Here is a 13,035-nt window from a genome sequence, read left to right as displayed (position 1 = left end):
GACGGAAGTTAAGCCAATAACGACATCTGTGCCGTTGTTGAGCTGGCAGTGGGAGCCACCACTGGTTCTCGCGCGACAAGCGCGACAACAGCTTCTTCATTTCCTGTGGTGATCAATGTCCACAAGGCCCGGCACTTGGCCTGTGCGTCGCACGTCACGGCCTCAAGTTGCTTGATCATTTCCAATTCCAGCTGGGCGCGTTGCGCGGCCTTGCGGCCGCCATACTCTTCGACGAGATAGTCGCCCGCCACGTTCATGGCATTGACCAGAGCGTTTTCATTGGTCTTGATTCCACGCCAGAAGAACCGGTCAGTCATGGCTTGGCGCGGGAACTCTGCGATTCCCTTCAGGAGAGCAAATGCCTGGCCCCACGGCGATGACCACTCTGACTTCTGCGACGGATTGAATGCTACGGGTGAGTACGCAACTTTGGGAATTAGCTGGTCAGCCTTCGTCTTCTCAAGTCGCAAACTGAGTTCGCTGACAATGTTCGTAACGGCGTCTTCCGGGATCTTTCCGCCAGGATGATAGGCAGCGTACATGCGCTGGGCGTCGTCGCGGATTCGGTCGCGCTGCGCCGTCAGAAAAGCTTGGATGTCATTCCCCACGGCCTCGCCGAGGAGCTTTTTTGCATCGCAGTTTGCGGCTGTCAGTGCCGCCTCGAAAAGCGGAATAGCCTGTTTGGGAATCCATCGAATACCGTCAGCAAGTGCAAACGAATAACTCGGCAATACTTCACCAGATACACGGCGTAACCTGTCGATTTTCTTGAGTGTGGTCTCGTCGAAAGGGGCAACCTTGATCGACGTCTGCGCCGTGACCATACCGGTTTGACGAAAGCTCTCCACGTCGAACCAGGATGGCTTAACAGGCGCCTCCAACGGCGGAATCCGACTCAATTTATCGACGGATACCAGCACGCCGAGCTCGAAGATGCGAGCCACATGCTCGGATAGTGGGTCGAGCTTCGGCACGCCGATAGCTTCAGTTGGCGAGGGAATCGCTTCGTCGTTGTGGTCAACAAGTACAACCTCCCCCGATTCGGGGTTGACGACGGCTCGCACGGGCGGTTCAGCAGCTGATTCCTGGGCAAGACAGCGGTGTCGGTAGTCCGCCCACAATCGCGCGGCCTCTCGATCCCCTTCAGGTAGCACCAGGTGCGGCATCGAAGACACGATATCGGGCCGCAGCGGCCCTGCGATGCCCCACAGGTAGTCGAACCATTTTCGACAAGCTTCAAGGGCCGCAGCCGTCACCGTCGAAGCCAGGTTCGCGTGCGAAGGCGACACGGGCGCAAAGCCCAGGTTTTCGGTTGGGCCGACCGAGACTGCCACATGACCGTCCGCACCGCATAAGCATAAGAGGTTCGATGACCGATCGAGCAAGGACGCCTCGGGGAAAACCCTGAAGTCAGCCCGATCGGCGTGGCGTTCGGCCAACCGAAGCAAGTGTTGGAGGTCGGACTGCGAGGTCCTGCAAGTTGGGTGAATGCTGATGACCAGCCGGAGCTTGGCTTCGGGGTGATCTCCGAGATAGCCCTCCATCCAGTTGACAGCCATAGCGTCGATTGCAGACACAACACCGAACACGCTCAACGCCGCCCGTGCGTCTGCTTCGAAAGGAAGCGCCGCCTCGTACCTGCTGAATCCTGAGCTAACGCGAGGCTCAGGCCAGACGAAGGGCATTTGTGGGATAAGTGGACTGCTCATGAATCCTCAGGTTGTCGATCCAGAAGGTGGCGCAACTGACCATGACCGTTTGCCTCCAGCAGATAGAGCGCAGTCTGTCCGCCCACTCCACGAGCATGAGGGTCTGCCCCCAATTGAAGAAGCGATGAAATCATTGCGCAGTCACCCCAAATACACGCCCACATGAGAGGGGAAAAGCCACGTTCATCAGGTCTCGAAAAGTCTAACTGAAAGGGCTTGAACAATGGTAAAACCGCGTACCGCTTTGCCTTAACGGCAGCCAACACCGGGTTAATACTTCGGAACTCCCTCCGCCCGTCGCTCTCCCAGCGATCAAGAAACTCTACCAAGTCTCCTTCTGCGCCCCGAACAACGGCATTTTCAATCGATTTTTCAAGAGCCAACTGCCGTTCTGAATGCTGCAGCTTTCCTGCAATGTCAAGATGGCTGGCATCAGCACCACAATCCAGCAGCAAAGCAGTTATGTCGTCATGCAAATTAACACAAGCAAAGTAGACGGCAGTTTGACCAAAGCTGTCTTTCGCCTCAATGTCAGCTCCAGATCTGATCAAAAAACGCACAACATCTAACTGACCACGGATCGCCGCCCATATCAGCGCGGAGTATCCCCGATCGTCGCGTTCATCGATGGCCGCGCCTGCATAGACAGCTTCGGTAACAGTTGACAATGAGAATGAGCGAATATGTCGCCACCATGGATTCCCACTCCACGTGGTCCTAGGGAAGTCCGTAGAGGTGATGACCTGTGACTGTACGTCCCACCCACAGCGGCAGTCTGGAGGATGATTAGCTGCGGTACACATGACACCTTTTCTCTATCGGCTTTCCTTCTATAACTTACGGCCACCCGCCAGAGAAGTAGCATAGTTGCCACTTCCGTTGCAAAAACTTACACCAACAATCTTAACTTGAGGTATTGTTTATTACTAGAAATTTTTCCTCTATGCGGCTTCATTTCTCCTGACGCCTGCCCACGAGTATTTACATGCCCTACTTTCTCCAAACCCCTACGGCGTTGATCGCTCCGGCGATAGTTTTGGCGCTACTTATCTTTCTATCTTGGCGCTTTAGACAACGTTACTTGCTCCCTTCACGAACACTGGCTCGTGACCTGGATAAGTGCACGAACCATATTTCGGCGATCAAGAACCAAACGCCAGCCGGACGGCGCACCGCCGCTGGTGATGTGTTTCGGGACACGCCGTTCGCCCACCACTGGAGCGAGTTCCAGGAGACGCTGCACGATCAAAACACGATCATCGATGGTGAGCCTGTGGTCGTTCGTAGTCGTGCCACCATATCCGCCTCGCATTATTTTTCGCCGCAAAGCATCGTCGACACGCCACTGCATACCGAGTACTTCAAGCATCTCCCGGGCATCCTCACTGGCCTCGGTATTATCGGCACTTTTTTTGGCCTGATGCTGGGATTGAGTGAGTTTGACCCAGGTGCGCCTGAGAAAGTACAGGCGAGCGTTAGCGGCCTTATTCGCGACGTTTTCTTCGCATTCATCGGTTCATTGGCTTCAATTGCGTGCGCCATGGTCGTTACCCATGTAGAAAAGGACCGGCTGCGCATCTGCTACGAGCACCTGGAAAAGCTTACGGATGCAATCGATCGTCTGTTCGATGCTGGCGTAGGTGAAGAGTATCTGGCAGAGCTGGTTCGGACGAGCCAGGAGAGTTCAGTGCAGACCAGGATGCTCAAGGACAGTCTGGTAACGGACTTGCGCGAAATGCTGCAAAACCTGGTCGAAACCCAAGTCCGCGAAAGCCTTAAGCTGGCGGAAACCCTGAGCGGCAGCTATCGTGAGTCGGGCGACGTGCTCGCGAACCAGATTAGCCATAGTATTGAATCGAGTTTCCGCGAGCCGTTGGAAAAGATTGCGCAGTCCGTTTCCTCGGTTAGTGGCGACCAGTCCAAGATGGTCGGCTCCATGCTGCAAGAAGTACTCGTCGCTTTCATGGCCAAGCTCGAAGGAACCTTCGGTCAGCAATTCCAGGGCCTGTCCACGATGCTGGAGCAATCCGTCACCGCAATGCAGCAGATGCAGAATGGCTTCGCTGCACTGGTGAGCGATCTACGTAGTGCAAGCGAAGCTTCCAGTCAGACGATTTCACAGCAGCTGGCCAGGACACTGCAAGACTTGCATAGCAGCCAGAAAGTCATGCAATCCGCCCTGAACAATATGGTCGAGACAATGCAGTCAGCAGTCGAAAACATGGGAAGTCAAGGTGTGGAAGCCGGAGGGAAGATTGCTGCGCAGCTTGAACGCATGTTTGCCGACGGAGAGGCTCGTCAGCAAAAGATGACGGACCAAATGGAAGCTTTTGTCCAGCACATGCAGGACAGCGTTGGCCGCGGCCAAGCCGAGACAATTAGCCAGATTGCCGGTACGATCAGCCAGCTCGAGCAGCAGATGCAAACTATGGTCAGCGGCATTGGCGTATCAATTACGAAGGCCCAGGAAGACGGGCTAAGCAGCGTATCGCAGGCATCCGAAGCACTCACCGCCCGCATAACAGATATGTTCGCAACGTTTGACCGGGGCCGCCAGGACATGGATCAGCAGGCACAATCAGCGCTCAAGCAGTTCCAGCAAGAGGCAGCATCCGCGCTGGGCGAGTTGGGCAATCAGGTGAAATCACTGGTTGGACTGGTCGAAACCGAACGTCACGCGATGCGCCAAACAGTCGACGCGCTGGGCGGCCAGACCGAGCGCAGCCTTCAGAGCATGCAAGTCGGCGCCGACAAGATGCGAGTTGCCGCCGAGCGCTTCGACAGCGCGGGTAGTAACGTCCAGACCCTCCTCCAGTCCAGCGGCGAGTTGATTTCGTCACTACGTACCAGCTCTTCCGAAATTTCCTTGTCAATGCGTGACCTGTCCTCAGTCGTTGCGGACTATCGCGTCAACCGTGACGTGACTGCACAGAGTATGGTGTCTCTGCAATCGATGATCGAAAGGGCGCAGCACGAGGCGGGCATTCGCGAGAAGACGGCCACGGATTTGATGCGCCTGAGCGAGCAGATTCACAGCCTGAACAAGGAAACCGAGGAGTACCTTCAGCAGATTTCAACAGTTGTAGGTCGCAGCTTCGACGAGTTCGGACACGGTGTTGAACGCGCCCTAATGAAGACCATGGGATCGCTCGATTCCGAGCTGGACAAGGCAGTAAAGTCGCTCGCGGGTGGTGTCGAGACGGTCGCCGAAAACATCGAAGATTTATCGGATGTTCTGGGCAAGGCCGCCGTGCGAGCAGCGAGGGTGTAACACATGTTTAGCATGCGAGCACCTGCAGCACAACGTGCAAAATCCGAGGGCGAAAAACCGTTCTGGATCTCCTATGCGGACTTGATGACTGCCCTGATGATCTTGTTCCTTGTCGTGATGGTGGCATCTCTCGTGATGATGACCAAGCGCATTGCGGACATCGAGAACGGCGAGAAAGCAAGGACCTCCGACATCTCGAATCTCTGCAACCGGCTCAAGCTAAAGGCAGGTAAACTCAACGGCAATATCATTGTTGACTGCCGTGACAACCGCATTAACTTCGGCGAAGCTGGGCGTTTCGGCTTCAACGAATACAAGTTGGGACCAAGCGGGCAAACAGCGTTGCGTCAGGTCGTGCCGCTGGTGATCGACGCAGCGATGAGTGACGAGGGCAAAAGATGGTTCAAACAAGTACTGATCGAAGGCTTTACCGATACCGACGGGTCGTACTTGTATAACCTGCACCTGAGTCTGCAACGCTCGGAGTGGGTGATGTGCGCGATGCTGGATGACCGTTTTTCTGCAACCACGGGACTCTCCCAGGTACAGAAGCAACAGGTCCGGGAATTGTTCCTAGCTGGCGGCGTTTCATTCAACAATGCAAAAGACAGCGCGGAAGCTAGCCGCCGGGTAGAGCTACGGCTACAGTTTTACGGACTGAAGGACAACGTCGCCGCGAGCCATCCTACTGTCTTCAATGTTGACGGCCCCGAGAAGTGCCTCTTGATATGATGCCGGATCGTCTCCCATTGCTGGCAGCCCTGTCGCGAGAACTAAGCCTTTCGCTGAGCCGGCTTGGCAGAGACAGCCAGGGCGTCATTCTCGACATGGCCCCTCCCTTCAAACTCAGGCAGGAGGCGGATCGGATCGCGCTGCTGTTTGAACAAGGTGCGCCGCCGGAACCTCCCCTGCAGCAACGCATCAACGCGCTCGCCCGGCTGCGCCAGGGCGAGGCCGACCTGTCGCGGCGGGAGTGGATCTTGATCACATGGGGGCTATGCGACGATTGCGGCGCCAGTGGCAAGCCGATAGAGGAGCAACCACTCTTCGATGCGGTGATGCTACACACGGCTGAATGGATCGTTCGCAGGGATGTGCCGCGCAAGGGTTGGTTCGGACTGCTGAACAGCTATTTTTCGTATAACGTCGACGAGTCTTCGCAGAAAACGAATTGGCTGCGCCTTCGTGGGCGCTTGGCCGAAACGATGCCTATCCTGCTCGGCAGTCTTAGCCGGCCGAAATTGTGGTCGCGGATCCTGGAGGAGCATCGTGACATCCTCACGGACGAGGCTGGCAGCTCACTGCGTCATCTCATATTCAATGGCTCAGCTAGCGAGCGGGAACAGCTCAAGAACGGATTGCCAATACCGCAGTCCAGCTGGCTGTGGCGAAGAGTGATTACTCGGCAGATCGAGCATCTGAATGCCGTGGACGACGGCGAGTTCATCGAAGCACTTCCGCATCTCATCGACTTCCTTAAATTGATGCCTCTGTACGCCGACGATGTGCTGGCAGCTTTACTCACGCGATATTGCCAGTCAGTGCATCGGGCTGAACCGCACGAGCTACTAAAGAGCGAATCGTTTTCCCGATGGGGTAATCCGCAACTGCGTGGCGCGACGCGATGGACCATGGTGGAACAACCAGTACGAAGCATGGTGCTGCGCTGGTTTGCCAAGGAAGACCTCGAGCATTTCTTTAGCCTGCTTCAGGGATCGGGCCAGGTTGACAAAGCGCGGCTCCGCTATTGGCTGCGCTTTGTCGACCAAATCTCGTACACGCGCATCCTGCTGGGTGCCGACGCGATGAATAGCCAGGACCCGGAATTTCGGAATTTCCGTGAAAAGAATGCATCCCGTTGCGGGAGTTTGATCGGTGGACAAAGTTATAACAACGCCTTTGTGATGCGAATCGGCGACCAGTATCTGGTTGAGTTTTCCGGAACCGGTAATGCCTGCTATGCATATCAAGAAAAGGAATTGCCATTCGACCCGGCAGCTAAGTTCCTCAATGCCAACTACGGGCTGAAGAAAGTGCTCTACGATAGGCAGCGACATGCTGACAATCGCATACTGCACATGAGCGGCTGGGAACCGAAGGCTGACCATTTCCTTCAGAATCGGGGAATACGCCCGGGCGAAGCTGCCCCTGCCGCGGCGAGCAAGGTGAAGAACTACCAGGCGCAGTTCCCGAGGGCGCACGAGCAGGCGACGCTACCTGCCCCGCCGCAGTCGACGATGCAGGTGCCACCACAACCAACCCGGCTGCGGACCGCCGACTCAGCAAATCATTCCCCTCAGCTTGGCTCATCTGTGGCCGCACTCACGATCGCCCCATCAACACAGCGCGCTATCACCATAGCTACCGAGCTTGCGCGGATCAACCAGGTCAAGATAGAGAACAATCTTCATAAGGGCGGCGCCTTCTGGCTACTCTCTGTCGGGTTCAATACGGTGCTTGGCAATGAGCTCACTAAGCTCGGAATGACATTCCACCCTGCCAAAGGATTTTGGATCAAGTGAAACTCTGGAACTTGCTTCGTGGCGAAGCATCACCCTCAGCCGCCCCGGTTATTCCTGAACCGCAAGCGATCACACCGCAATTTGACGAGAATGGTGCACTGTACCCACCCGTTACCGACGCCGACATTGCGCGGGCGCGCGGCGCCGAGCGGGAGTCGCTTGCGTACTTCAAGCAACTCGAAGAAGAGGGGTACATCACTCCGCTCGTCGAAGAATGGCTGCTGCCGTGGGATCAGGTTTATCAACTCTTGGGTTCGCAGGAACATCAGGCAAGCATTTCTCTGCTGATGCTGCCAGCGTTGCGCGCACTTCGACCGGTCGTCGCAAGCGCGGGAAGTCTTTCCGATGTCGACTTCAAGGTATTGATTCAGGGCTGGGAAACACCCGACGGCACGTTTATTCGTGGTGGCTTGGCACGCCAAGGTGCATCTTTCGCGATAGATGGGCAACGTTTCCTACTAACCGAAGCGGTTTGGAAATTCGTCAAGGCAGTCCAGGATTTGCACCGAAGCCAGAAAGACGAACCGAGCGAGAGGACGAATCAGCTTGGCTGGGCGACCGTGCGCAAGCTGGCCAAACGCGCGGAGGCCAAGATGGACGGTTTCCTCGACCGCACGGTCGTATTGCGCCCCGAATCATTGAAACTCAAACTCGACAAGCAGATGGTCGGTGATGAGCAGGTCATCGAAGTCACGCCGCAGTTCGCGGAACAGCCCGACGGTTGGCTGTCGGCCTTCGAACGCAACCAGGTTGTGCCGGACAGGTACGTGATCCCAGCGCCGAATGGGGGCCTCACGCATGTGCTTATTACGCGTGAAGTCAAGGCGGTCCTGGACGAGGTGCGCGCGATGCCCGGCCGTCGCGTCTCCGGCGACAAGGCGTCGCTGTTCCTGAAAAATCCGTACGCATTCCTTGGGCCGGAAGCTGCCCAGGTGCTCGATCCTGACGAGTACGATCACTCGCTGGAAGAAGCTGGCATCCACTTCTACACCTTTACGATCAGGCCACAGCTGAATCCCGACGGTACCATCGACACGGTCTTGCTGTGGCTGACAGCTCCCGCCGAAGCGGCCCCAGTCGAACTCGATTTCGCAGAGCCTGTGACAATGGATCGCTTCGTCCACGAAGTGGGCAGCAAGTTATTCGCTGGCTTACCATGCGCATGCTGGAAGGGATACGAACTGGAACTGGCAGGTTTCGGCAACCGCGACCTGTCTGATCTTGAGAGCCTGCAGCAGCGCTGGGTGCAGGAACGAGCCGGGCATGAGCTCGACAGTGTCCTCGACCTGAGCCAGTACGGCGACCGGGTAATCGGCATCGGTGTGGCAGAGAAGATCAGCTCGCCGTACTTGCAGAAGGCGTCAAAGGAAAATTGGCTGCCGAAGGAACTACTCAACCAGCTCGGCCTGGACGGCGAATTACTCAGCAAGTGGGATACGTCGAACCACGAGCACTACGAACAGTTCCTGAAAAACATCGCGCAAGCCAAGGCGGACGACGAGGCAACGGCGTGTCTACCCGGCCCCGATCTCGAGATCGAACTGCGAACCGCCGAGCGTATCGCCGGCATGTGGGGTGAAAAATTCATACAAAGACCGCCCGCCGATCCGAAACAACAGCAAGAACGCGAAGTCCTGCTCGTCGCGGGCAATATTGATGAAGTCGGCTTCGCACTGAACCGGGGCGACATAATCCGCCGCGGTTTGGCTGCCAACGCCGATCTGCCAGTGTCTCTACTTCCTGAGACCGTGTTGCGCGAGCATCAGCTCAAGGGCGTGGGCTGGCTGCAGCACTTGTACTCGCTGGCGCCGGACATTACATCCGGTTGCGTGCTAGCCGACGACATGGGTCTTGGTAAGACCATCCAGCTGCTCACCTTCATCGCTTGGTGCATCGAAAATGAACCGGACGGGCTTCCAATCCTTATTGTGGCTCCGGTCTCCCTCCTGGATAACTGGGAGCGAGAAATGCGCAATTTCCTGCATCCTAAGGTCGCTGAGGATGCACTGAAACTGTACGGCCGCTCGCTCATGGAAGCAAGGATGCACAAGGCAGACATCCCGCCAGCAATACGGGAGCACGGCATTCAAAACCTGCTACGTTTTGGCTGGCGTCAGAACCGGCGTGTAGTACTAACGACGTACGAGACCTTACGTGACCAAGAATTCTCGCTCGCGCGACAGGAATGGAGCATTGTGATCTGCGATGAAGCTCAGAAGATCAAGAACCCGGCCGCGCGAGTGACTCAAGCAACAAAAGCGATTCAGGCACGATTTCGGATTGCCTGCACGGGCACGCCCGTAGAGAACTCCCTTACCGACTTATGGTGCCTGTACGACTGGATCCAGCCTGGCTTGCTCGGCTCGCTAAACGACTTCGGGCGTGATTTCAGGCGGCCCATCGAAGCAAAGACTGGCGAAGACGAAGCGGCGCTTGCCCGTCTTAGGGCGATCATCGAGCCGCAACTTTTGCGCCGGACTAAGCAGGATGTCGCGAAAGATCTTCCAGCCAAGATCGAAGATAGCTCCTGCAAGTCGCTCACGATGAGTAACACCCAGAGTCGGCTGTACCGTTCCGAAATCACGGCCTACCATGACAAGCGCACAGTTCAGGAAAAGCTCGGCAACCAGAGTGCAGCCATGTTGGGACTTCTGCACACCTTGAAGTTGATCTGCGCAAACCCGCATTCAATTCGACCAGAAGGTAGTGCGGTCGAGGCATCACCAAAGCTGCGTTGGACCTTGCGAAAGCTCGGGGAAATTCGCGCACTTGGCGAAAAGGTAATTATTTTTACCGAGCTCCGGGATATTCAGCGGATGCTTCAGCTTGCAATTCTCGACGAATTTGGCTTCAAGCCTGAAGTTATTAACGGCGACACGAACTCGACCAGTGAACGAGGCCCCAGCCGTCAGACTCTCATTGACGCATTCCAATCAAAACCCGGCTTTGGGGTGATCATCCTTTCGACCACAGCTGTAGGCTTTGGTGTCAATGTTCAGGGTGCAAACCACGTTATTCACTTCACTCGCCCATGGAACCCGGCAAAAGAAGATCAAGCGACTGATCGTGCCTACCGAATCGGCCAACAGCGAGACGTGTACGTTTACTACCCAACTGTGGTCACTGATGGAATTAAAACGTTTGAACAAACACTCGATGAACTGTTGACCCGCAAACGAGTGCTCGCCACCGATATGCTGAACGGGAGTGGCGATATTGAACTGGCAGAATTTTCATCACACCTATAGTAATTCGTCGAACCATAAGCCATGAGTCTTCCCGAAATTAGAAGAGCATCAATGCTAGTGTTGTAAAACTTTATTCAGCTTGACAAAGTCTATTGAACAATAAAATCTCGACCAACCTATCTCCAGCGTTGTTTCGATAGCACTGGCGCCCCCAGCTGTAGGGCTTTTCCTTGGGCTTCGCGTTGCGGCATTGAGTATCGGTCAGCATGGCCACCCTCCGAAGGTCGAGCCGTACCCGGTTTTTGATTCCGGGCCCATGACTCCGTACTCGGTATCGTACCCGGTGCTTAAGAGTATGGCAACGGCCTCAGCCGGACAAGTGTGGCGAAAAAAAGCCCCGGCACCACAGCGGCGCCGGGGCTTTAGTTGTCCGCCAGAATCCGCCGGATTCCGACCTCATGCTTAGACGTTAAAGAGGAAGTTCAGGACGTCGCCATCTTTCACGACGTATTCCTTGCCTTCGGCGCGCATTTTGCCCGCTTCCTTCGCGCCGGCTTCACCCTTGTAGGTGATGAAGTCCTCAAACGCGATGGTCTGCGCGCGGATGAAGCCACGCTCGAAGTCGGTGTGGATCACGCCAGCCGCTTGCGGCGCGGTGTCGCCCACGTGGATGGTCCACGCGCGCACTTCCTTGACGCCGGCGGTGAAGTAGGTCTGCAGGCCGAGCAGCTTGAAGCCGGCGCGGATCAGGCGGTCGAGGCCCGGCTCGTCCATGCCCATGTCGGACAGGAAGGCTTCCTTGTCTTCGTCTTCGAGGTCGGCGATTTCCGCTTCGATCGCGGCGCAGATGGCGACGATCGGCGCGTTCTGCTCGGCGGCGTAGGCGGTCAGCTGGTCCAGCAGAGGATTGTCCTTGAAGCCGGTGTCCGACACGTTCGCCACGTACATCGCAGGCTTGGCGGTGATCAGGCACATCGGCTTGAGCAGCTCCATCTCTTCGGCGGACAGGCCGAGTGCGCGCACCGGCTTGGCGTCGTTCAGCGCAGGCATGATCTTCTCGAGCAGCGCGACCAGCTTGGCGGCGTCCTTGTCGCCCGAGCGTGCCTTCTTCTGCTCGCGGTGGATCGCCTTTTCGACGGTGCCCATGTCGGCCAGCGCCAGTTCGGTCTGGATCACGGCGATGTCGTCGAGCGGGCTGACCTTGCCGGCCACGTGCACGACGTTCTCGTCCTCGAAGCAGCGCACCACGTTGACGATTGCGTCGGTCTCGCGGATGTGGGCCAGGAACTGGTTGCCCAGGCCTTCGCCCTGCGACGCGCCGGCCACCAGGCCCGCGATGTCGACGAATTCGACGATGGCGTTGACGATGCGCTCAGGCTTGACGATTTCCGCCAGCTGCTTGAGGCGCGGATCCGGCACTTCGACCACGCCGACGTTTGGCTCGATCGTGCAGAACGGGTAGTTCTCGGCCGGGATGCCAGCTTTGGTCAGGGCGTTGAACAGGGTGGACTTGCCGACGTTAGGCAGGCCGACGATGCCGCATTTGAGACTCATGGGGGAACCTTGGAAAAATTGCGCTTAAACCCTGCATTTTACCTTAGTCAGCTGGGTGCCTGCCGCGCGAGCATCACCCTTGCGCTTGCCGATGGCTATTTGACACGAGTTATCGCGCGCCTGGCCGGGCCATTGTAGGGCGGCCGGATTTGAGACACGCGACCTGACTGCGAATCCAGGTGATAGGGCTGATGGATGTGGACCGTAAGGTCTTTGAAGTCTCGCGCATTTCTAGTGATAATCGCAATTCCCCATACTTCAGCGGTCGCTCCAATGATCGCGTCAGGGAGCTTGACCTTAGGGGGATGAAGAAGGCTCCTTCCGCGTATTTCGATCGCGACTTCCGTAATCCTCTCATCGATCGGAAGCACGACGAACGTCTCCAGAAAAGGATCCAGCCTGGATTTGTCATCAGGTCTTAAAGCCTGTCCGGCCCGGAGTTCCATCAACGTGATTACGCTGACCGCCGGCTCATCATAAGAATTGAGCTCAACAGCGGCTTGATGACAGCCGCCGAGCATATCAATGAAAATATTTGTATCGAAGAGGATCAAGGCCACTCGTTCCTGATCTGCTCCTGATATTCGACGCCATCCAGTGGAATGTCTGTGCGTTCTTTCCACATCCCTTCGACGGCTTTTAGTGCCTCGGCACGACGACGCTTTTGCTCCTCAAGGGTGCCTGTCGGTCGCCGGATGGGTACGGTCAAGTCTTTCTTCACATCAGGTTTCGCGCCCATGACGGGTCTCCGTAGACATTTCTGATGACAGAATGAGTGTACCTCAGTCGAT

General features: G+C 56.5%; 9 protein-coding genes. 4 read left to right on the top strand and 5 right to left on the bottom strand.

The annotated features are described in order from the left end of the window. Positions 1–8 precede the first annotated feature (8 nt). Both ACFSQR_RS03045 and ACFSQR_RS03040 read right to left on the bottom strand, forming a co-directional pair. On the bottom strand, positions 9–1,709 hold the full coding sequence (locus ACFSQR_RS03045; RefSeq protein WP_377727976.1) for a hypothetical protein: 1,701 nt from the start codon (positions 1,707–1,709) through the stop codon (positions 9–11). Next, entirely contained in the window at positions 1,706–2,377 is a 672-nt protein-coding gene (locus tag ACFSQR_RS03040) for an ankyrin repeat domain-containing protein (RefSeq protein ID WP_377727974.1), read from the bottom strand. The genes ACFSQR_RS03045 and ACFSQR_RS03040 overlap by 4 nt, the downstream gene beginning before the upstream one ends. Before the next feature lie 317 nt (positions 2,378–2,694). Between ACFSQR_RS03040 and zorA the strand changes: the two genes are divergently transcribed. From zorA to ACFSQR_RS03020, 4 genes are read left to right on the top strand one after another with little or no spacing between them, the layout of a single operon-like run. After that, on the top strand, positions 2,695–4,980 hold the full coding sequence (gene zorA, locus ACFSQR_RS03035; RefSeq protein WP_377727972.1) for an anti-phage ZorAB system protein ZorA: 2,286 nt from the start codon (positions 2,695–2,697) through the stop codon (positions 4,978–4,980). 12 nt (positions 4,981–4,992) lie between these two features. Then, complete coding sequence (locus ACFSQR_RS03030) at positions 4,993–5,712, top strand: flagellar motor protein MotB (protein WP_377727969.1); 720 nt, start codon at positions 4,993–4,995, stop codon at positions 5,710–5,712. Between the two features lie 17 nt (positions 5,713–5,729). Continuing rightward, positions 5,730–7,502 (top strand): EH signature domain-containing protein, encoded by a 1,773-nt coding sequence (locus ACFSQR_RS03025; RefSeq protein ID WP_377727966.1) that lies wholly within the window; start codon positions 5,730–5,732, stop codon positions 7,500–7,502. Further along, on the top strand, positions 7,499–10,750 hold the full coding sequence (locus tag ACFSQR_RS03020) for a DEAD/DEAH box helicase (RefSeq protein WP_377727964.1): 3,252 nt from the start codon (positions 7,499–7,501) through the stop codon (positions 10,748–10,750). The genes ACFSQR_RS03025 and ACFSQR_RS03020 overlap by 4 nt, the downstream gene beginning before the upstream one ends. A gap of 402 nt (positions 10,751–11,152) precedes the next feature. On the opposite strand, the gene ychF is transcribed toward ACFSQR_RS03020, so the two are convergent. From ychF to ACFSQR_RS03005, 3 genes are all read right to left on the bottom strand, one after another. Further along, the gene (ychF, locus tag ACFSQR_RS03015; protein ID WP_377727961.1) at positions 11,153–12,244 is read right to left on the bottom strand and encodes a redox-regulated ATPase YchF; all 1,092 of its coding nucleotides are present in this window, start codon (positions 12,242–12,244) and stop codon (positions 11,153–11,155) included. Between the two features lie 95 nt (positions 12,245–12,339). Then, complete coding sequence (locus ACFSQR_RS03010) at positions 12,340–12,798, bottom strand: PIN domain-containing protein (protein ID WP_377727959.1); 459 nt, start codon at positions 12,796–12,798, stop codon at positions 12,340–12,342. After that, positions 12,795–12,983, bottom strand: coding sequence for a hypothetical protein (locus tag ACFSQR_RS03005; protein WP_377727958.1), 189 nt, complete (start codon positions 12,981–12,983; stop codon positions 12,795–12,797). The genes ACFSQR_RS03010 and ACFSQR_RS03005 overlap by 4 nt, the downstream gene beginning before the upstream one ends. Positions 12,984–13,035 lie beyond the last annotated feature (52 nt).

Source organism: Pseudoduganella sp. GCM10020061 (assembly GCF_042683405.1).
Taxonomy (GTDB): Bacteria; Pseudomonadota; Gammaproteobacteria; order Burkholderiales; family Burkholderiaceae_D; genus Telluria.
This window is presented reverse-complemented; position numbering and strand designations above follow the sequence as displayed.

Coding starts and splice junctions, on each gene's coding strand:
- ACFSQR_RS03045 (WP_377727976.1), bottom strand. CDS start 1,709: ATGAGCAGTCCACTTATCCCACAAATGCCCTTCGTCTGGCCTGAGCCT.
- zorA (WP_377727972.1), top strand. CDS start 2,695: ATGCCCTACTTTCTCCAAACCCCTACGGCGTTGATCGCTCCGGCGATA.
- ACFSQR_RS03030 (WP_377727969.1), top strand. CDS start 4,993: ATGCGAGCACCTGCAGCACAACGTGCAAAATCCGAGGGCGAAAAACCG.
- ychF (WP_377727961.1), bottom strand. CDS start 12,244: ATGAGTCTCAAATGCGGCATCGTCGGCCTGCCTAACGTCGGCAAGTCC.
- ACFSQR_RS03005 (WP_377727958.1), bottom strand. CDS start 12,983: ATGGGCGCGAAACCTGATGTGAAGAAAGACTTGACCGTACCCATCCGG.